Genomic DNA, 19,517 nt, shown 5'->3' on the forward strand with positions numbered 1-19,517 from the left:
CACGGGCGCCCCCCACGTACGTACAGATGGGAAGCGACGCATGAGTGAGCTGCACGGCCACGGCAAGGCGCGGCACCGCAGAAAGAGGACGGCCCTGCTGGCAGGTGTTCCGCTGGCGCTGGCCGCCGCGGGGGCCATGGCCTACGGCACGGCCTTCGGGGTGTTCGGCGACGACGCGGAGCCGAAGGCCGCCGCCGCACCTGCCCGGGCCGCCGCCGCTAACGCCGCCGCCGACACCGCCGACGGCTTCGCGTCGGTCCACGCGCTCGGGCAGAAGGGGACGTACGGCGGGCGGGACGGGAAGACGGTCACCGTGCGGAACCTCGCCGACCTGGAGAAGTACGCGACCGCCCCGGAGCCGTACGTCATCGTGGTGGCCGCGACGATCTCGATGGACCCGAAGGGCAAGGAGATCAAGGTCGCCTCAGACAAGACGATCGTCGGCGCCGGCACCTCGGGGCAGATCGTCGGCGGCGGCTTCTTCCTCGGCCGGGGCGTACACAACGTCATCATCCGCAACCTCACGATCCGAGACTCGTACCACGGCGTCTGGAACGACAAGGAGCACGACTGGGACGCCATCCAGATGGACGGCGCCCACCACGTCTGGATCGACCACAACAACCTGCGGCACATGGCCGACGGCCTCATCGACAGCCGCAAGGACACCACCTACGTGACGGTGTCCTGGAACAAGCTGAGCGACAACAACAAGACGTTCGGCATCGGCTGGACCGAGAACACCACCGCGGACCTGACCATCCACCACAACTGGTTCCGCGAGAGCGAACAGCGCAATCCGTCGACCGACAACGTCGCGCACGCGCACCTCTACAACAACTACCTCCAGGACGATCCGGGCACCGACATCACGTCGTCCTACGGCAACTACTCGCGCGGCAGGACGAAGATGGTCCTGGAGAACAGCTACTTCCAGGGCGTGCACAACCCCGTCGTCAAGGACGCCACCGCCGCCCTCGTCCAGCGCGGCAACGTCTTCTCGCGCACCAGCGGCCGCAACGAGAGCGGCGGCACGGCGTTCGACCCGAAGGCGTACTACAAGTACCGCCTCGACAAGGCGGCCGACGTGCCCGCGCTCCTCAAGTCCGGGGCGGGGCCCAGGAGATCGATCGGTACGGCAGCGGGAAGCGGAGCCGCCGCGCAGCGCACCCTCACCGTCGCCAAGGACGGCAGCGGCCAGTACGAGAGCGTGCAGAAGGCCGTCGACGCCGTCCCGGCGGGCAACACCTCCCGCGTCGTGATCCGGATCGCCCCCGGCACGTACCGCGAGACGGTGAAGGTCCCGGCGAACAAGCCGCACGTCACATTCGAGGGCACCGGCCGCAGCCGCAAGGACACCGTCATCGTCGAGGGCCACGCCGCCGGGATGACGAAGCCGGACGGTTCGGGAACGTACGGCACCGGCGGCAGCGCGACCGTCGCCGTGGAGGCCGACGACTTCCGGGCCCGCAACCTCACCGTCGCCAACGACTTCGACGAGGCGAGGAACCAGCAGCTGAACGGCCACCAGGCGGTGGCGCTGCGCACCGCCGCCGACCGGGTCCGCCTGGACGCCCTCATCGTCAGCGGCGACCAGGACACCCTGCTCCTGGACACGGCCGCCAAGGACAGGACGGGCCGGGTGTACCTGACCAACTCCTATGTCATCGGCAACACCGACTTCGTCTTCGGCCGCGCCACCGCGGTGATCGACAAAACCGTCCTCACCCTGAAGAAGCGCTGGAACGGCACCTCCGCCGGCTACGTCACCGCGCCCAGCACCCCCGCGGGCCGCAAGGGCTTCCTCATCACCCGCTCGACCGTCGACGGCGATGTGTCCGCCCGGAGCTTCCACCTCGGACGCCCCTGGCACGCCGGCGGTGACGTGAGCCTCGACCCGCAGACCACCGTCCGCGACAGCACCCTCGGCGCGGCCGTCAAGGCGGCCCCCTGGACGGACATGGGCGGCTTCTCCTGGAAGGACGACCGTTTCGCCGAGTACGAGAACACCGGCCCGGGTGCGGGTGCCCCCGGCGGTGAGCGACCGCACCTGACCGACGCCCAGGCCGCGTCCCAGGAGACGGCGGACTGGCTCGGCGACTGGAAGCCCACCGCCTGACCCGGCGGGGTCGCGCCTCAGCCCATGTGGACGGGCGCGGCCCCCTCCGCCACCTGCTGCTTCCCCGCGTTGATCGCGAGCGCGGTGACGGCGAGACCCGCCAGGAACATGACGCCCGCGGCGACGAACGCCAGGGTGTAGCCGTGGGTCAGCGCGTCGGCGGCCCTGGCGATCAGGCCGTGGTCCTCGGTGGCGATACCGCGGTAGAACGAGGCGGCGGCCTCGGGCAGCCGGTCGTCGGCAGCCGAGGTGGAGATGGTCGAGAGGACGGCGAGGCCGAGCGCGCCGCCGATCTGCTGCGCGGTGTTCAGGAGCGCGGACGCCACGCCCGTCTCCTGGTGCTCGACGCCGCTGACGGCGCCCAGCGTCATGGGTACGAAGCTCATGCCGAGGCCGAGCGCGGTCACGAACATCGCCGGCATCAGATGCCCGGTGTACGACGAGTCCGGGGTGAGCGTGGCGAACCAGAACATGCCTCCGGCGGCCACCAGCAGCCCGGGCCCGGCTATGAGGCGCGGAGCGAGGCGGGTCACCAGCTTGGCGCTGAGGGCCGCGGCGATGCCCATGCCGAGACTGAACGGCAGGTTCGCGAAGCCGGTCTTGACGGCGCTGTAGCCGAGGATCAGCTGCATGTAGAGGGTGAGGAAGTAGAAGGTGGCCATCATGCCGGCGCCGATGAACAGCATCGTGGCGTAGGAGCCCGAGCGGTTGCGGTCCTTGAAGAGGCGCAGCGGCATCATCGGGTGGGCGGTGCGGTTCTGGATGAACAGGAACGCGCCGAGCAGCACGACGGCGACGGCGAAGCAGCCGAGTGTCACGCTGTCGGTCCAGCCGTGCTCGCCGCCACGGGTGATGCCGTAGACCAGGGCGATCAGACCGCCGGTGCCGGTGACGGTGCCGGGCAGGTCGAGGCGCCCCGGGTGGCGCTCGGCCTCGACGAGCGTCCTGGTCCCGGCGAGGACGGCCAGGCCGATCGGGATGTTGACGAAGAACACCCACCGCCAGTCCAGGGCGTCGGTCAGGATGCCGCCGAGCAGCAGGCCGACGGTGGCGCCGATGCCGGCCATGGCGGCGTAGACACCCATGGCCTTGTTGCGCGGCTTGCCCTCGGGGAACGTCGTGGCGATCAGGGACAGCGCACTGGGCGCCGCGATGGCCGCGCCGACGCCCTGCAGGACGCGCGCGCCGATCAGCAGGCCCTCGTTCGGGGCGAGACCGCCGAGGAGGGAGGCCAGGGTGAACAGGGCGATGCCCACCTGGAACATCCGCCGGCGCCCGAAGAGGTCGCCCGCCCGGCCGCCGACCAGCAGCAGACCGCCGAAGGCGAGCGCGTACGAGTTGACGATCCACGCGAGGTTCGCGTCGGTCACACCGAGGGCGGTCTGGATGCTGGGCAGGGCGATGTTGGTGATCGTGCCGTCGAGGACCACCATCAGCTGGGCGGCGGCGATGACGAACAGGGCGAGGCCGAGATGCCGGCCCTTGCGGGAGCCCTCCGCCGGGGCGGGGGCGGTGACAGCAGGGCTGTCAACAGACATGAAAGAACTCCAGAACGAGGCGTGGACACATTCCGCCGGAACCGGAAGCAGGCACAGAAGATCGGCTTCCATTCCGGGTGGGATAAGTCGTGCAATCCGAGCTGCGCGACGCGTCGAAGTCGGCCTGGGCTCGGGACGAAGGGAAACCTTAGCACCTTATAAAGGCAGGTCGGGGGCTGTCTCCCCGCATTTTATCGATGCCCTCGGTGCACTTGACATTCGCCTTCGATATGTGAACACACGAAAGGAGAGTGGAATTCAGTATGTCGCTTGCATTCTCGGAGAAAGTGTGAGCAATAAGGATGAGTGGAGGAATCCGGTGTCCACACTTTTCTCCGAAACGCAAATTGCCGGGTGAGCGGGCCGCCAGGGCCACTCAGCGTGTGCGCGTCGCGCCCCCGACCCGCTCCTCGTCCGTGTCAGGAGGCGGCGGTGTCCCGCCGCCGCTGTTCCGCTTCTCGTCCCCGTGGCCGGGCCACCAGGCGGCGTGCCCGATGAGCGCCGTCAGCGCGGGGGTGAAGACGGTCGCCATGATGAAGGCGGCGATGATGATGCCGAAGGAGAGCGAGAAACCCATCTGGGAGAGCGTCGAGTTCCCCGCCAGCATCAGCGTCGCGAACGTACCGGCGAGGATCACGCCCGCCGAGCAGATCGTGGGACCCGAGTGCCGCACCGCCGTGCCCGCCGCGTCGTGCGGGCCGCGGCCCTCGCGGGCCTCCTCGCGGAGCCGCGACACCATGAGGATGTTGTAGTCGGTGCCGAGCGCGACGACGAACAAGTACATGATCACCGGCAGCATGAACATCAGCCCCGGCTGGTCGCCGAGCTGCTGGAATATCAGCGAGGTCGCGCCGAGCGTCGCGCCGAAGCCGAGCGCGACCGACAGCATCAGATACCAGGGCGCCACCAGACTGCGCAGCAGCAGTCCGAGGATCACCATGATGGCGATCGCAGCGACCGGGAAGACCACCGAATAGTCGCGGTCCACCGCCTTGTTGATGTCGACGTACACCGCCGTCGTGCCGCCGACCAGCGCCTGCGAGCCGTCCGGCGCGTCCTGGTGGGCGGCGGGGCGCAGCCGGTCCTTGACGGTCGACAGGGCCTCGTCGGAGGCGGGCGGGTCCGAGAGGATCACCGAGTACGACGCCGTCGTGCGGTCCGGGCTCAGACGCGGCGCCGTGACCTCGCCCACGCCCCGTACGTCGGCGAGCCGCTCGCGGAAGGCGGCGGCCTGCCGCCCCGTCACCGGCTCGTCGTTCGTGGAGGAGAGATAGACGGAGGTCGGGTCGGTGGTGCCCGCGGGGAACCCCCTCTGGAGGTCCTCCATGGCGACCATCGACTCCTTGTCCTTGGGCAGCGAGGACCCGGCGAGGTCGAAGTTGGCCTTGTAGCCGAGCGCGCCGAGCGTCAGGGCGCCCATGAACAGGGCCGAGACGACCGCCCACACGGCGGGCTTGCGCGCGATCGACGTGCCGAGCCGGGCGAATCCGCTGCCCTGCGGCTCGCGCTGCCAGGACTTCGAGGGCCAGAACACCTTCGTGCCGAGCAGCGAGACCACCGCCGGTACGAGCGTGAGACCGGCCAGCAGCGTCAGGAACACCGCGATGGCGAGCGCCGGGCCCATCGAGCGCAGCATGCCGAGCGAGGAGAGCGTGAGCGCGGCGAAGGCGACGATGACGGCGCCCGCCGCCGACGTGATGGCCTCGCCGACCCGCTCGACGGCGTGCACCATGGCGCCCTTGGCATCCTCGCCGGCCCGCAGCGCCTCCCGGTAGCGGAAGAGCAGGAACAGGATGTAGTCGGTCCCGACACCGAACAGGACGACGGTCAGGAGTTCCTGGATGGAGGAGTCCGCCTTCATGTCGAAGGCCTTGTTGGCGGAGGCGATCAGCCCGGTCGCCATCGGCGAGACCAGGCCGATGAGGACGACCGGCAGCAGCGCGATGATCGGGCTGCGGAAGATGACCAGGAGCAGCAGGATGATGATGATGATCGTGCCGGCCCCGACGAGCAGGCCCGCCCGCTCGGAGGCGTCGCGCTCGTCGAGCGCCTGAGCCGCGGAGCCGGTGATGCCGGCCGACAGGTCCGTGCCCTTCAGCTCCGGCTTCAGATCGGACCGCAGCCGCTCGACCGCGTCCTGCTGCGAGGTGTCCTCGGGGTCGGTGATCTTCGGCATCGCGACGACCGACGTCTGCACGAGCTTGCCCGGCGAGGCCTCGCCGGGCACGACGGCCTGCACGCCCTCGATCTTCCGCGCCTGAAGGTCCTTGGAGACCCGGTCCACGTCGGCGGAGTCGGCGGCCGTCAGTTTTCCGCCGTCGGATCGCTCGAAGACGATGATGGCGCCGATGTTCTGCTGCTTGGGGAACTCCTTCTCCTGCACATCGGCCGCGCGAATCGACTCGTAATGATCGGGAAGGAAACTTGCCTCGTCACTGCTGGAGGTGAGCTTCGGCGCCAGGGATATCACCGCGCCGGCCATCACCACCCACGCCAGGATGATCCACCAAGGGCGGCGAACCACGAATCGGCCCAGACCAGAGAACATCGGCTACTGCCTCTCCTCGCCCCCGAGGCATATCAGTCGTGTTCAGCCCAGCATCGGCCGCTCCGGGCGGCCCCGCCACTCGAGCCACTCGATTTCAGTCACTCGCGTCGCGGCGGGGCGCCCGGCACCGTCAGAAGTTGATCATGTGCCCGGCCAGGCCGTGCACCGCTTCCTTGACGGCCTCGCCGAGCGTCGGGTGCGCGTGGACGTTGCGCGCGACCTCGTGGACGGTGAGGTCCCACTGCTGGGCCAGGGTCAGCTCGGGGAGCAGCTCGGTCACGTCCGGGCCGATCAGGTGGGCGCCGATGATCTCGCCGTACTTCGCGTCGCTGATGACCTTGACGAAGCCGACGGTGTCACCGAGGCCGTGCGCCTTGCCGTTCGCCTGGAAGGGGAACTTCGCGACCTTGACGTCGAAGCCCTTCTCCTTGGCCTGCGCCTCCGTCCAGCCGAAGCTCGCGATCTGCGGCTGCGAGTAGGTGGCGCGCGGGATCATCGGGTAGTCGAGCTCCATCGTCTCGGCGTCCGCGAGGGTCTCCGCGGCGACCACGCCCATGGCCTCGGCGGTGTGCGCCAGCATCAGCTTCGCGGTGACGTCACCGATGGCGTAGATGTGCGGGACGTTCGTGCGGCAGCGGCCGTCGACGTCGATCGCGCCGCGCTCGGTGAGCGCCACGCCCGTCGCCTCCAGGCCGAAGCCGGTGACGTTCGGCGCGAAACCGATGGCCTGGAGGACCTTGTCGGCCTCCAGGGTCTGCTGCTTGCCGTCCTTGCCCGTGACGGTCACCCGGACCTGCTCGCCCGACTCGTCGATCGACTCGACGCGCGTCGAGGTCATGACGTCGATGCCGAGCTTGCGGTACTGCTTCGCCAGCTCCTTGGAGACGTCCGCGTCCTCCAGCGGCGCGACGCGGTCGAGGAACTCGACGATCGTCACCTTCACGCCGTAGTTGTGCAGCACGTACGCGAACTCGATGCCGATCGCGCCCGCGCCCGCGATCACGATGGACCGGGGCAGGGAATCGGCGAGGATCTGCTCCTCGTACGTGACCACGCGCTCGCTGCGGCTCGTGCCGGGCAGCAGCCGGGGCGTGGCGCCGGTGGCGATGACGCAGTTGTCGAAGCCGATCGTGGCGGTCGTGCCGTCGGACTTCGCGACCTGGAGCGTGTTCGCGTCCAGGAACGTGCCCCGGCCGTCGAACTCCGTGATGCCGTTCTTCTTCATCAGGAAGTGGACGCCCTTGACGCGGCCGTCCGCGACCGTGCGGCTGCGGTTGAACGCCTCGCCGTAGTCGAAGGAGACCTGCCCGTCGACCTTGATGCCGTATGTCTTCTGCTCGTGCGTGAAGAGATGGGCCAGCTCGGCGTTGCGCAGCAGCGCCTTCGTCGGGATGCAGCCGACGTTGAGGCAGACACCGCCCCAGTACTTCTCCTCGACGACCGCTACCCGCTTGCCCAGCTGGGCGGCGCGGATGGCGGCCACATAGCCGCCGGGTCCTGCTCCGAGCACGACGACGTCGAAGCGGTCTTCCATGGGGAGGTCCTCTCTGGGTGGAACGAATCCAGTGGTGCGGATGGCTCTGTGCCACGATCATGCGCCATGCGGGGGCCCGGATGGCGGGCGGGTGGCGCACACCACTGCCCGTCCGGCGCAACCCTCACGAGCGCGTGACCGTTCATCATCTCAACCGACTTATCACGTACGTCTGTTGGAGTTCCCGCCCGCGTTCACCCGAACGTGGATCGCCGGATAGTGTCACGGCAACGGCACACGTTCCGTGAACCCCGCGGGAGAGGTGGAGAGCGCACAGTGGACAGCGACAACCAGCCCGGGACGGTGTCCCTTCCGTCCCATCCGTCCATCCCCTACGACATCCCGACCTCGGCACGCGCCTACGGCTGGATGCTGGGCGGCAAGGACAACTACGAGGTCGACCGGAACTTTCTGCTCTCCACGCTGCCGTCGTTCCCCGAGTGCGTCGACATCGCCCGGCAGAACCGTGAGTTCCTCTTCCGTGTGGTGCGGTATCTGACCCGCGAGGCGGGCATCCGCCAGTTCATCGACATGGGCTGCGGACTGCCCACCGACGACAACGTCCACCAGGTCGCCCAGCGCTTCGCCCCCGACGTCCGCGTCGTCTACGTCGACATCGACCCGATCGTCCTCGCGCACGGCCGCGCGCTGCTCGCCGACGACTCCTCCACCACCGTGATCACCGGTGACATGCGCGACCAGAAGGCGATCCTGGACCACCCCGACGTGGTGCGCCTCATCGACTTCGACGAGCCGGTCGCCGTGCTCTTCCTCTCCGTGGGCCACCACCTCGTCGACGCCGACGGACCGGCCCGCGTCCTGCGGACCGTCATCGACCGGGCGGCGCCCGGCAGCCTCCTCGGCTTCTCCCAGGTCGTCGCCGACGATCCCGCCCGGGGCGCGGCGATGACCGCGCACATCTCCGGTGGCGGCGTCCCGTGGCAGACCCGCACCCCTGCCGAGGTCGACGCGCTCCTCGACGGCCTTGAACCGCTGGAGCCCGGCCTCGTGAACCTCGTCGACTGGCGCCCCGACGCCGACCAGCCGCCGCTCGCACCGGTCGACCCCGACCTCGCGCCCTACCTCGGCGCCACCGAGGTCAACAAGGGCATCTACGAGTACGGGGGAGTGCTGAGGGTGCCGCGGCAGAACGGCTGAGCGGTCAAGGGGAGGTTGACCCCCGGTCGCCCGGCACCCCACAATGACCACCATGATCCAGCACCTGACCGCCGCCGTACGGACGTTCGACGTCCCGTGGCGGCGCGGGTGCGAACGATCGGGCCGCTAGCTGTACGGAGCCTGCCCCTATGGCTGCTCTCCGCACCGCCCGCCCGTTCCCGCACCCCAAGGATCACTCCCCATGGCTGTCACCGACCGCACCCCCCTGCCCCCGGCCGCCCTGCGTGACGCCCGCGTCCCCGCCGACGGCATGTACGAAGGCCGCCGCACCCTGCGCCGCCTGCCCGAAGGATGGCAGGAGCGGCCGTACGACCTGATCGACGTCGTCCCCCAAGGCCGCCTCATCGGCGCCGAGATCCGGGGCGTCGACCTGGCACGGCCCCTCACGCCCCCTCTGCGCGAGGAGCTGAACCGCGCCCTCCTGGAGTGGAAGGTGCTGTTCTTCCGTGGCGCGCACATCACCGCCGAGCAGCAGCGCGCCTTCGCCCTCAACTGGGGCGACCTGGAGACCAACCCGCTGCTCGCGCGCGGCTCCGCCGACGACGTCGTCCGGTTCGACAAGGGCGGCAGCTCCGTCCCGACGTACGAGAACGTCTGGCACGCGGACGTCACCTTCCGCGAACGCCCCGCCCTGGGCGCCGTGTTGCAGCTGCGCGAGGTGCCGCCGTACGGCGGGGACACGATGTGGGCGGACATGGCGGCCGCCTACGACAACCTCCCCGAAGCCGTCAAGGAGCGCATCGAGGGCGCGCGGGCCGTGCACGACTTCATCCCCGGCTTCGCCCGCTTCTACGGCCCCGAACGGCTCGCCCCGCTCCAGGACCGCTTCCCGCCCGTCACCCACCCCGTGGTGCGCACACACCCGGAGACCGGACGGCGGATGCTCTTCGTCAACACCTCCTTCACCACGCACATCGTCGGCATGGAGCGGGACGAGAGCGACCGGCTCCTCGGCTTCCTCGTACGCCAGGCCCACGTACCGGAGTACCAGGTGCGGTTCCACTGGCAGGCGGGCGACGTCGCCTTCTGGGACAACCGCGCGACACAGCACTACGCCGTCGACGACTACGCACCGCACCGCCGGGTCGCGGAACGGGTCGCGATCACGGGCGACCGCCCGTACTGAGCCGACCCTGTCGCCCCCTGTTAGCATGATTGTCATGACACGAGGTATCTGGTCGCAGAAGGTCCGCTCCGCCCGCTGACGGCGGCGCCCTTTCTTTCCTTCTGCTGAATCCGCGCTCGCCGTCCCGGTTCCCGCCGGGCGGCCTCTCCTGCTGCCCGGCTCCCATGCGAGCTGCGGAGCACCCCGTGAACCTCATCCCGACCCCCGAAGCCATGCCCCTGCCCGTCGAGGCGGGCACCCGCGCACATCTGCGCGCCGAGGGCCTCACCGTCACCCGCGGACCCCGGCGCGTCCTGAACGACGTCACCGTCACCGTCTCCGCCCGGTCGCGGATCGCCGTCGTCGGCGAGAACGGCCGGGGCAAGACGACGCTGCTGCACGCCCTCGCCGGGCTGATCACACCGGACCAGGGCACCGTGCAGCGGGCAGGAACCATCGGCCTGGCCCGCCAGGAACTGTTCGCGCGAGGCGGTCAGACCGTCGCCACCCTGACGTCCGAGGCGCTGGCCGCCTCCCTCGCGGCCCTCGCCGCGCTGGACGAGGCGGCCCTCGCCATGACCGAGGGCGACCCCACCGCCGACGACCGCTACGCCACCGCGCTCGACGCCGCCACCCGGCTCGACGCGTGGGACGCCGAACGCCGCGTCGATGTCGCCCTTGAGGCCCTAGGTGCCTGCGCCGACCGCGACCGCCCCCTGTCGACGCTGTCGGTCGGCCAGCGCTACCGGGTCCGCCTCGCTTGCCTGCTCGGCGCGCGCCACGACGTCCTGCTGCTCGACGAGCCGACCAACCACCTCGACGCGGGCGGCCTCGACTTCCTGACCCGCAGACTGCGCGAGCACGACGGCGGCCTCGCCCTCGTCAGCCACGACCGGGCGCTGCTGCGCGACGTCGCGGACCGCTTCCTCGACCTCGACCCCACCCGCGACGGGAAGCCCCGCCTGTACGCCGGTGGCTACGACGCCTGGCAGGACGCCCGCCGTCGCGAGCGCGGGCGCTGGGAGCAGGACCACGAGGAGCAACAGGCCGAGCACCGGCGGCTGCAGGACGCCGTATCGAAGGCCCGCGACCGGCTCTCCACCGGCTGGCGGCCGGAGAAGGGCACCGGAAAGCACCAGCGCCAGTCCCGCGCACCGGGCGTCGTGCAGGCCCTGAACCGGCAGCAGGACGCCCTGGACGCGCACCGCCTCGACGTGCCGGAGCCGCCGCCGGCACTGCGGTGGCCCGACCTGGGTGTCCGGCCGGGCGCGCCACAGCTGCGGGCGCACGGCGTCACCGTCGACGGGCGCCTCGCCGGCCCGGTCGACCTCACCATCGACGGCGGCGACCGGCTGCTCGTTACCGGCCCCAACGGCGCCGGAAAGTCCACGCTGCTCGCGGTGCTCGCCGGTGCGCTGGAGCCCACGTACGGGCACGTCCGGACGGCGAAAGGGGCGCGGATCGTCCGGGTCACCCAGGAGACCGCCGAGCAGGACCCCGGACTCACCGCCCGCGACGTGTACGCGCGTCACGTGGGGCGGCTGGTGGCCCGCGGGATACTACGCGACGCCGACGCCGTCCCGCTGGGGGCGCTCAGGCTGCTGGACTCCGACGCGATGCGGACGCCGGTCGGGCGGATGTCGCAAGGACAGCAGCGGCGCCTCGACCTGGCGCTGGCACTGGCCGGGCGGCCCGGCCTGATCCTGCTGGACGAGCCGACCAACCACCTCTCGTCGACGCTGGTCGACGAGCTGACCGACGCGATCCGCGATACGAGCGCGGCGGTGGTCGTCGCCACCCACGACCGCCAACTGCTGCGCGACCTCGCGGACTGGCCCCGTCTGGAGCTGAGCTGCGACGACGGGTGATTGTCAGTGGTGGGTGCGAGGGTGATCGTCATGACATCACTTCTTCTGAGTGACATCGAAGCGGCCCTACGCGACAGTTGGGGTGCGGACACCTTTCCGCCGGACTCGACGAAGCCCTGGCCGCCACAGAACCCCGCCCGGGGTCAGTGCGGCGTCACCGCGCTCGTCCTCAACGACCTGCTGGGCGGGGAACTCGTACTCGGAGAGGTCCACGTCGACGGCGTCCGGGTCGACTACCACTGGTGGAACCGCCTGGGTGCGGGCCTGGAGATCGACCTCACCCGCGAGCAGTTCGCACCGCACGAGATCGTGACGGAGGGCGTCGTCACCGCCAGGCCACCGGAGATCCGCCGCTGCCGGGAGGAGTACGAACTGCTGCGCGCCCGCGTGTTGAAGAGGCTCGACGAGCTGGCCGGCGACCGATCGGCGGCGGCCGTTCACGTCACGTCCTAGACGTCGAGCCGCCCGCACATCCCGAACCTGCCCCGCTTGGCGGGCTCTTCGGAGCGTACGGCGGCCCGTGCCAGGTAGTCGGCGTCACCGCGCTCCAGCCGGTCGAGCTGCGCGCCGGTCGCCTCGGCCGCGGCCGCCGCCCCTGCCCGCCAGCGCTCACGCCACCGCGCGGCCAGGGGCCGTACGAGCGCGACGGCCGCGCGGTAGAAGGCGGCCAGCGGCTCCGGGTCCCCGTCCCGCGTGGCCTCGGCCAGGTCGCGGCGGTGCCGGGCGGCGGCTGCCAGCTCTGCCTCGCTCCCTTGCGGCGGCAGGGCGACGGCCGCGCGGTAGGCCTCGGCATCGACGAGCAGCGGGAGCGGCAGAGTCTGCACGGCGCCGCGCCCCGCGGTCACCGCGTACCCCTGGCGGCGCGGTGGAACTCCCCATCCGCACCTGACCTGTTCCGTGGGGAGTCCTTCGTACGACGCGGGCGCGGCGGGTGGATTCACCATGGGAAAAACACTACGGCCCCCGGTGTCCGAGGACACCGGGGGCCGCCCCGCGTCCCGGCTGCCTTCCCCCACGAAAGGTCACCGGGACTCCCCTGAGTGTGGATCAGGGTCGGATCTCGTCAGAAGGTCAATGCGGCACCCTCCCCGAGACCAGCCTTCATCGTGCACCGGTTGGAGAAGGTGGCGGACCAACTGACATGCCTGCCGTTCCATACTCCGTCGGCGGTCACCGTGACCGGCTGCCACTCCTTGGTACAGATGGCGTCGGACGTGTCCCTCACCAGGTGGCCGAACTGGCCCCCCGCCTTGGTGAGTTCGGCACACGCGGCGGCCGCCGAGGGGTGGCTTCCGGCGGGGCGCGGCGCACAGATCAGCGTCACTGCGCGCTCGACCGCCGCGGAGTTGGCGTCCTCGCCCTGGCCGACCGTGAGCACCAGGGCGGACGGCGCGTAAAGGCTCGTGGGCCCGGGGGCCTCGGCCTGCGCGGTGCCTGATGTCGCGGCGAGGACGCAGGTGGCAGCCGCGGCGGTTGCTCCCATCGCCCTGAGGGTGCGACGCATGGTGGACTCTCCTTCGCTCGATGCGGTTGATGACTGCGCTGAGGAGTCTTGCCGGTGCGGAGAGTGAGTGCCAATACGGATGGTCGATTTCCGGATGTGTGCGTCCGGTGGACGGTGTCCGTACGGACGTTCGGGCAGCTCAGAGGTGGTGGGGCGAGGGCGTGCCGACTGTCCAGCATATGGACCAAGGTCACTGGTATAAACGCCAACTACCCTCTGACCTGCATCAATAGGAAATTGGTTCTTTCTTCGACCATTCGCATCGACCGGAAATCATCGCTGGCTGAAGAGATTCTCGGGACCGCCGACGGGTGTCCCCGTCACCTCACACTTGCGGGTGACCGTTCTTCCGCCGCCGGGTGGCGCCCGGGGTGATGCGCGCCGGGTTGGCGGCCGTGCCCTCGGTGCTGATCAGTACGACGGTCGAGTCGGCTCCGATGCCCAGTTCGGCGCGGCGTCCGGCGCTGCCCTCGCCGGTGAGGGCAGCGCGCACCCCGGCGAGGGACGCGGCGCCGCACGGCCCGGACGAGACACCCAGGCCCGCCAGGTCGCGCACGGCCGCCGCGCTGTCGGCGTCGGTGACGGCGACCGCCGCGTCCAGGCCGTCGCGCAGGGCGGGCCAGGCGAGCGTCGACGGCGTGCCGCAATTGAGGCCGGCCATCGCCGTGACACCGGTCGTCACACTGGTGAGCCGCCCGGCCCGCAGACTGGCCAGCAGGCAGGCGGCCGCCTCGGGTTCCACCGACAGGAGCGCGGGAGCCGGGGCGGCTGGAGCGGTAGCGGTGGGCCGTCGGCCGCGGTAGTGCGTCACGGCGGCCTGGGCGAGAGACCCCACGCCCACCGGAACGGCGACCAGAGAGGGCGACCCGGCGCCCGCCGCTGCCAGTTGGGCGTCGATCTCGGCGAACAGCGTCGCGTACCCCTCGACGATCAGCGCGGGAATCTCCTCGTAGCCGTCCCAGGCCGTGTCCTGAACGAGCACCGCGTCCGGCGCCCCGGCAGCGTCCGCCGCCCTGCGCACCGCCGCGTCGTAGGACCCGGCCACGGCCGTGACCTCGGCGCCCTCGCCCTTGATGGCGGCCACGGCCGCCGGGTGGACGCCTTCGGGGACGAAGACGTGGGCGCGCCGCCCGAGTCGCCGCGCCATCCGGGCCACGGCCCTGCCGTGGTTGCCGTCGGTGGCGGTGACCAGGCGCAACGGCCGTCCGCCCGAGGCCGCCGACGGGCCGTTCTCGCGCCGCGCCAGGATCTGGTGGATCGCCCAGGACGCGCCGAGCGCCTTGAACGCGGGCAGGCCGAGCCGTGCCGACTCGTCCTTGACGAAGACCCGCGCCACCCTGAACTCGGCGGCGAGAGAGGGGAGTTCGCGCAGTGCGGTGGGCGCGTAACCGGGGAGCGTGGAGTGGAAGTCCTGTGCCTGCGCCGGGACGGAGGCGCAGGTCCATGCCCGCGCGGCGGGCCGCGCGTACCAGGGGAGGGAAGCGGCGGCGCCGGCCACGGAGTCAGTCTGTCGGTTCGTCATGGGACCAGCCTGCGGCTTTTCAGCTCCGCGAGAAGGCCAGTACCGCCGCCAGGTTCATGGGCTGCCGCGTCGAGAGGTAGACGTACGGCGCGCCGCCGTAGGCGTCGCGCAGCTCGATGCGCAGGGCGGTCGGGATGTAGGAGCGCAGAAGCAGCATCGCGTACGGGTTCGCCCTGACCGTGCGCCACTCGAACGCCTCCCGCTCGTCGAGGATCTCCGTCGCGCCGAGCGCGTCGATCGGGATGGTCCGCTCGCCCACGACGAGGGAGCCCGGCGTCACGAGGATGCGCACCCTGCCGTGCGCGTGCACGATCGCGGCGGCCACCGTCATGCCGATCACGGCCACGGTCACCGCGGTGATCGCTCCGAAGGGGATCGCCCCGATCCCCAGTCCCGCTCCGCCCAGTGCGACCAGGGCCCACCAGGAGCGGGGGACGCTGAGCCGCTCTTCGTAGATGTGCATGCCCGAATCCTGGCAGGGGCATCGGCCGCGGCGGACAGAGGGTTCCCGTCGCGCCGCTCTCCTGCCGCCGGTGTGCGCGGAGAGGCAACGCGGAGGCGCTGGTTGCCGTCCTCGAAGAGGCAAGAGGGGCACATGAGTTCGCTCGTGTGTCCTGAGGAGAGTGATCAGGAGGAGGACCACTTTGAGACGTGTCTCACGAGTGGCGACCACAGTGCTGGCGGTACTCGCGCTCGCGGCGGTCACCCCGGGGGCGGCGCACGCGCTGCCGTCCGCCGACGCCCCGCCACCCGCGTCGCCCGCCCCGCCGGGCGGCCATGACCAACTGCCGGAGGGCTGGCGCCTCGCGGGTGAGGGCAGCGGCAAGGAACTGGTGTGGGCCTCGCCCGAGCCGGTGCCCATGGGAGACGCCCGCGTCGAGTTCTACGCCGGGGAGAAGCTGCTCGGCCGGCCCGAGGCCGCGCGGGACCGCCGCTCGTTCCGGCTGCCGCTGGGCGCCGCGCGCATCGGACCGGTGAAGAAGCTGCGGGTGCTGGCCGGCGGGCGCCGCCTGGACGAGGCGGGAGCCGGGCAGGAGTCGAACGCCGCGCGCCCCGCGTCGCCCGCGGCCCTGCCTCCCGCGAACGAGGTCGACCCGGGGAAGCCGGGCCGCTACCGCACCGTCAGCGGCGCGTACACCCTGAAGTCCCAGCGGCTGCCCGGCTTCCCGGAGCCGGTGGAGATGCGGGCCGACGTGGTCGGCCCTGCGGACGCGCCGGGGAAGCGGCCGCTGGCGCTGTTCCTGCACGGCCGTCACTACACCTGCTACGGCGCCGGGGACGGCCAGGACGGCAGCTGGCCCTGCAAGGCCGGCACGAAGCCGGTGCCCAGCCAGTCCGGCTACAAGCGGGCCCAGAAGCTCCTGGCCTCCCAGGGGTACGTCACCGTGTCCATCGCCGCCAACGGCATCAACGGCCAGGACCACCTCGCCGAGGACGGCGGCGCGCAGGCCCGCTCCTCGCTGGTCCGGCTGCACCTCGCCCGCTGGGCGGACTGGGCCGAGCAGCGGGGCGACGCACCGGCGGCCGTGCGCGAGGTCGCGCCCGCGGACCTGTCCCGTGTGCTCCTCGTCGGCCACTCCCGTGGCGGCGAGGGCGTCAACAGGGCCGCGCTCGACAGCCTCTACGCGCCGCCCGCCGACCAGGACGGCTACCACGGTCCGGTGCGCTGGAAGATCCGCGGCAACGTCCTGATAGGCCCCACCATCTTCGGGCAGAACCCGGTCCCCGACGTCCCCTCCGCGACGATCCTGCCCGGCTGCGACGGAGACGTCTCCGACCTCCAGGGCGAGATCTACGTCGACGGGACGCGCCGTATCAGCGGCGGCACCGCCCTGCACAGCGCGCTCTACATGGTCGGCGCCAACCACAACTTCTTCAACAGCGAATGGACCCCCGGACAGGCGAAGGCGCCCGCCGCCGACGACTTCCAGGCCGACGGCACCGACCCGGTGTGCTCGCCGGGCAAGAAGACCCGCCTGACCGCCAAGCAGCAGCAGACCGCGGGCGCCACGTACATAGCCGCGGCGGCCCGGCTGTTCGTCGCGGGCGACGACCGGGTGCGCCCCCTCCTCGACGGCTCGAACCGCCGTGCTCCCTCGGCGGACCCCGCGCGAGTGCTGACCCACGCCGTCGGAGCGCGCCGCACCGAGGCCTTCCTGCCGGACGCCTCGACTGGAGTCAAGGGCGGGCGGCTCTGTGCCCAGGTGCACCCGGACGCCGCCCGCGCCTGTCTGCCGCCGAACACGGCGGGAGGCTCACCGCACTTCGCCGGGTGGGAGGTCTCGCCGGAGCCCGGCCGTGACGCGGTGGCGATGCGCTGGACGCGGGCCGGCTCCCCGACGCGGATCAGCCCCGGCCGCCCGGTGTCCCTGGCGGGCGCCAAGGACGTGGCGCTGCGGGTGATCGTGCCGCCCAACACCACCGGCACCCGGCTGGACGTCACGCTCGTCGACGCCTCCGGCCACCGCGCGAAGCTCGGCACCGCCCGCGTCGACGGGCTGCCGGGCAGCGCTCGGACCGCCTCGTACTGGGCCAGAGAGGTCCGCGTGCCGCTGACCGCACAGGCCCGGGAGAAGCTGGACCTCAAGCGGGTGAAGACCCTGGAACTCACCCCGCGCAGCCGCTCAGGCAAGGCGTGGCTGATGGACGCCTGGGGCCGGCGCCCGGGCACGCCCGCGGTGAAGCCGGCCGCGCTGCCCCGCGTCGACATCGGCCGGCTGACCGTCGACGAAGGCGACTCCGGGGTGCGCACCTACCGGGTTCCGGTGAAGGTCTCCGGCACGGGCAGCGGCCAGGTCCGCCTCTTCGTTCCCCAGCCGGGCTCGGGCCAGGTCACGCACCGCACGGTGACGGTGCGACCGGGCGCCCACGACATCGACGTACCGGTCGAGGTACGGGGCAACACCCGCTACGGCTACGACGTCACGCAGGACGCGTTCGTCAAGGCGGTGCGCGGTGCCGTGGTCGGCTCCCACCACGGCGGGGTGACGGCGCGGAACGACGACCCGATGCCCGAGGTCACCCTTGAGCCCGTCGCCGACCGCGTCACCGAGGGCAAGCCGCTGAAGTGGCGGATGACGCTGGCGGAACCCGTCGACGTGGACGTCATGGCCGGGCTCGCCTTCCTGCCGGTCGACGGCGGCGCCGAGCTGTCCACGCTCGACGTGGACCCGCGCTGGCTGAAGGACGAGGCCGGTCAGAAGCCCCGCCCTGAGCGCGCGCTCTCCAAGATGTGGGAGGACGGCGAATCCCTGTTCCTCACCCTGCCCGCGGGCAAGAAGAGCGTCGAGGTGCGCGTGCCCACCATCAAGGACGGCGTGCGCGAGCCGGACGAGTTCCTGAAGGCCCAGCTGCTCCCGTACGACGAGAACTGGGAGCCGAGGGAGGGTCCGGTGGTCACCGGCACGGTCCGGAACGCCCCGTAGCGCGGCGGGTGGCCGCCCCGGCGTGCGATCAGCCGGGCCGGCCACCCTGTCAGCTCCATGGATCTACCGGCGTCTCCGCCCCGAGCGCCGACTCGATCGACTCGGCCGCGCGCAGGCACAGTTCCTCGCCGAAGCACGGGCCGATCAGCTGCACCCCCTGCGGGAGGCCGTCGACCAGGCCGACCGGGACCGCGACCGCGGGCAGCCGGAGGAAAGTTGACGGCGACCGTCACGCGGAGCCAGTCCACGATGCAGTGTGCCGCTTCGACACCCGCCCAGGCGCGGGCGATGCGCTGCCGGGGCGTGGACATTTCGGCGTACGCGTCCAGGTCGGGGGCGGGCACCAGCTGGAAGATCAGCTCCATGAAACGGCGGCCGTCACTCGCCATGAGATGGGCCCACCCGCACGGTTCGTACCGCGGTTCGTACCCCTGCGCCTCCAGGATCACCGCCGCGCGCCGGACGGCCTCGGTGACCGACGGGAGTCCCCGGGCGCGGTGGCCGGATGCGTAAGGTTCCTCCATGTCCCTCTCGTCGAACGCCCCCTGGAACGCCCCCTCGAACGCCCCTGATCTGCAGCTTCTCGGGCCCGAGCACGCGCCCGCCCTGCTCGCCTTCGAGGAGGCGAACCGCGCCTACTTCGCCGCGTCGGTGCCCGACCGCGGTGACGCCTACTTCCGGGACTTCGCGGCGCGGCACACCGCCCTCCTCGCCGAGCAGGCCGCGGGGGTCTGCTTCTTCCACGTCCTGGTGGACGACGCGGGCGCGGTGCTCGGGCGGGTCAATCTCGTCGACGTGGCCGGCGGCGGCGCCGAGCTCGGCTACCGGATCGCGGAGCGGGCCGCCGGGCAGGGCCTGGCCACCCGCGCCGTCCGGCAGGCCTGCGACCTCGCCGTCACCGCGTACGGCCTCACCGAACTCCGCGCCGCGACGACGTTCGACAACCCGGGCTCACGGGCCGTGCTCGCCCGCACCGGCTTCGTGCCCAGCGGCGACATCCGGCTCGACGGCCGCCCGGGGACCAGCTACCTGCTGGCGCTCTGACGCGTCCGGGCTTTCGGGCCTCTGGCCGCCGCCCGGCTGCTGGGCCCGCTCCAGGAAGCGGAGCAGCTCCACCGGGAAGGGCAGGACGAGGGTGGAGTTCTTCTCGGCGGCGACGGCCACCACGGTCTGGA

The 19,517-nt window shown here is 71.4% G+C and carries 14 protein-coding genes and 1 pseudogene; 8 read left to right on the forward strand and 7 right to left on the reverse strand.

What is annotated here, in order from left to right; all coding sequences use genetic code 11:
* The first annotated feature begins 40 nt into the window (after positions 1 to 40).
* On the forward strand, positions 41 to 2,119 hold the full coding sequence (locus ACWDVB_RS20810; RefSeq protein ID WP_451514704.1) for a pectinesterase family protein: 2,079 nt from the start codon (positions 41 to 43) through the stop codon (positions 2,117 to 2,119).
* A 17-nt stretch (positions 2,120 to 2,136) separates the two neighbouring features.
* Here the strand turns inward: ACWDVB_RS20810 and ACWDVB_RS20815 are convergent, their stop codons facing one another.
* The 3 genes from ACWDVB_RS20815 to lpdA form a co-directional block, all read right to left on the reverse strand.
* Entirely contained in the window at positions 2,137 to 3,657 is a 1,521-nt protein-coding gene (locus ACWDVB_RS20815; protein ID WP_451514703.1) for an MFS transporter, read from the reverse strand.
* 376 nt (positions 3,658 to 4,033) lie between these two features.
* Complete coding sequence (locus tag ACWDVB_RS20820) at positions 4,034 to 6,205, reverse strand: MMPL family transporter (RefSeq protein ID WP_451514702.1); 2,172 nt, start codon at positions 6,203 to 6,205, stop codon at positions 4,034 to 4,036.
* Positions 6,206 to 6,335: 130 nt separating this feature from the next.
* Positions 6,336 to 7,739 carry a dihydrolipoyl dehydrogenase gene (gene lpdA, locus ACWDVB_RS20825; protein ID WP_451514701.1) on the reverse strand — a complete coding sequence of 468 codons (1,404 nt, stop codon included), beginning with the start codon at positions 7,737 to 7,739 and terminating at the stop codon, positions 6,336 to 6,338.
* Between the two features lie 276 nt (positions 7,740 to 8,015).
* Between lpdA and ACWDVB_RS20830 the strand changes: the two genes are divergently transcribed.
* From ACWDVB_RS20830 to ACWDVB_RS20845, 4 genes are all read left to right on the forward strand, one after another.
* Positions 8,016 to 8,897 carry an SAM-dependent methyltransferase gene (locus ACWDVB_RS20830; protein ID WP_451514700.1) on the forward strand — a complete coding sequence of 294 codons (882 nt, stop codon included), beginning with the start codon at positions 8,016 to 8,018 and terminating at the stop codon, positions 8,895 to 8,897.
* Between the two features lie 202 nt (positions 8,898 to 9,099).
* Complete coding sequence (locus tag ACWDVB_RS20835) at positions 9,100 to 10,044, forward strand: TauD/TfdA dioxygenase family protein (RefSeq protein ID WP_451514699.1); 945 nt, start codon at positions 9,100 to 9,102, stop codon at positions 10,042 to 10,044.
* Positions 10,045 to 10,229: 185 nt separating this feature from the next.
* On the forward strand, positions 10,230 to 11,891 hold the full coding sequence (locus ACWDVB_RS20840; protein WP_451514698.1) for an ABC-F family ATP-binding cassette domain-containing protein: 1,662 nt from the start codon (positions 10,230 to 10,232) through the stop codon (positions 11,889 to 11,891).
* A gap of 30 nt (positions 11,892 to 11,921) precedes the next feature.
* Positions 11,922 to 12,344, forward strand: a complete 423-nt coding sequence (locus tag ACWDVB_RS20845) for a YunG family protein (RefSeq protein ID WP_451514697.1) — start codon at positions 11,922 to 11,924, stop codon at positions 12,342 to 12,344.
* Here the strand turns inward: ACWDVB_RS20845 and ACWDVB_RS20850 are convergent.
* The 4 genes and pseudogenes from ACWDVB_RS20850 to ACWDVB_RS20865 all read right to left on the reverse strand — a co-directional run.
* Positions 12,341 to 12,718: pseudogene (locus ACWDVB_RS20850) on the reverse strand (cupin); the annotation flags it as partial. The gene ACWDVB_RS20845 and the pseudogene ACWDVB_RS20850 sit on opposite strands and share 4 nt — an antisense overlap.
* A gap of 236 nt (positions 12,719 to 12,954) precedes the next feature.
* The gene (locus ACWDVB_RS20855) at positions 12,955 to 13,395 is read right to left on the reverse strand and encodes a subtilase-type protease inhibitor (RefSeq protein WP_451514696.1); all 441 of its coding nucleotides are present in this window, start codon (positions 13,393 to 13,395) and stop codon (positions 12,955 to 12,957) included.
* Between the two features lie 325 nt (positions 13,396 to 13,720).
* Entirely contained in the window at positions 13,721 to 14,917 is a 1,197-nt protein-coding gene (locus ACWDVB_RS20860) for a diaminopropionate ammonia-lyase (RefSeq protein ID WP_451514695.1), read from the reverse strand.
* Between the two features lie 19 nt (positions 14,918 to 14,936).
* On the reverse strand, positions 14,937 to 15,380 hold the full coding sequence (locus ACWDVB_RS20865) for a DUF3093 domain-containing protein (protein ID WP_451514694.1): 444 nt from the start codon (positions 15,378 to 15,380) through the stop codon (positions 14,937 to 14,939).
* A gap of 181 nt (positions 15,381 to 15,561) precedes the next feature.
* Here ACWDVB_RS20865 and ACWDVB_RS20870 point away from each other — a divergent pair, with 181 nt between their 5' ends.
* The 3 genes from ACWDVB_RS20870 to ACWDVB_RS20880 all read left to right on the forward strand — a co-directional run bounded on the left by ACWDVB_RS20870 (position 15,562) and on the right by ACWDVB_RS20880 (position 19,386).
* Positions 15,562 to 18,342 (forward strand): alpha/beta hydrolase family protein, encoded by a 2,781-nt coding sequence (locus ACWDVB_RS20870; RefSeq protein ID WP_451514693.1) that lies wholly within the window; start codon positions 15,562 to 15,564, stop codon positions 18,340 to 18,342.
* A gap of 22 nt (positions 18,343 to 18,364) precedes the next feature.
* Positions 18,365 to 18,562: a hypothetical protein gene (locus ACWDVB_RS20875; protein WP_451611983.1), complete on the forward strand. Its 198-nt coding sequence runs from the start codon at positions 18,365 to 18,367 to the stop codon at positions 18,560 to 18,562.
* Between the two features lie 302 nt (positions 18,563 to 18,864).
* Positions 18,865 to 19,386 carry a GNAT family N-acetyltransferase gene (locus ACWDVB_RS20880; RefSeq protein WP_451514692.1) on the forward strand — a complete coding sequence of 174 codons (522 nt, stop codon included), beginning with the start codon at positions 18,865 to 18,867 and terminating at the stop codon, positions 19,384 to 19,386.
* Positions 19,387 to 19,517: the final 131 nt, after the last annotated feature.

It is taken from the genome of Streptomyces sp. NPDC003379, from assembly GCF_053589195.1.

Bases quoted from the DNA above. Each gene is read 5' to 3' on its own strand.
- ACWDVB_RS20810 (WP_451514704.1), top strand. From the start codon at position 41: ATGAGTGAGCTGCACGGCCACGGCAAGGCGCGGCACCGCAGAAAGAGG.
- ACWDVB_RS20815 (WP_451514703.1), bottom strand. From the start codon at position 3,657: ATGTCTGTTGACAGCCCTGCTGTCACCGCCCCCGCCCCGGCGGAGGGC.
- ACWDVB_RS20820 (WP_451514702.1), bottom strand. From the start codon at position 6,205: ATGTTCTCTGGTCTGGGCCGATTCGTGGTTCGCCGCCCTTGGTGGATC.
- lpdA (WP_451514701.1), bottom strand. From the start codon at position 7,739: ATGGAAGACCGCTTCGACGTCGTCGTGCTCGGAGCAGGACCCGGCGGC.
- ACWDVB_RS20835 (WP_451514699.1), top strand. From the start codon at position 9,100: ATGGCTGTCACCGACCGCACCCCCCTGCCCCCGGCCGCCCTGCGTGAC.
- ACWDVB_RS20845 (WP_451514697.1), top strand. From the start codon at position 11,922: ATGACATCACTTCTTCTGAGTGACATCGAAGCGGCCCTACGCGACAGT.
- ACWDVB_RS20855 (WP_451514696.1), bottom strand. From the start codon at position 13,395: ATGCGTCGCACCCTCAGGGCGATGGGAGCAACCGCCGCGGCTGCCACC.
- ACWDVB_RS20860 (WP_451514695.1), bottom strand. From the start codon at position 14,917: ATGACGAACCGACAGACTGACTCCGTGGCCGGCGCCGCCGCTTCCCTC.
- ACWDVB_RS20865 (WP_451514694.1), bottom strand. From the start codon at position 15,380: ATGCACATCTACGAAGAGCGGCTCAGCGTCCCCCGCTCCTGGTGGGCC.
- ACWDVB_RS20880 (WP_451514692.1), top strand. From the start codon at position 18,865: ATGTCCCTCTCGTCGAACGCCCCCTGGAACGCCCCCTCGAACGCCCCT.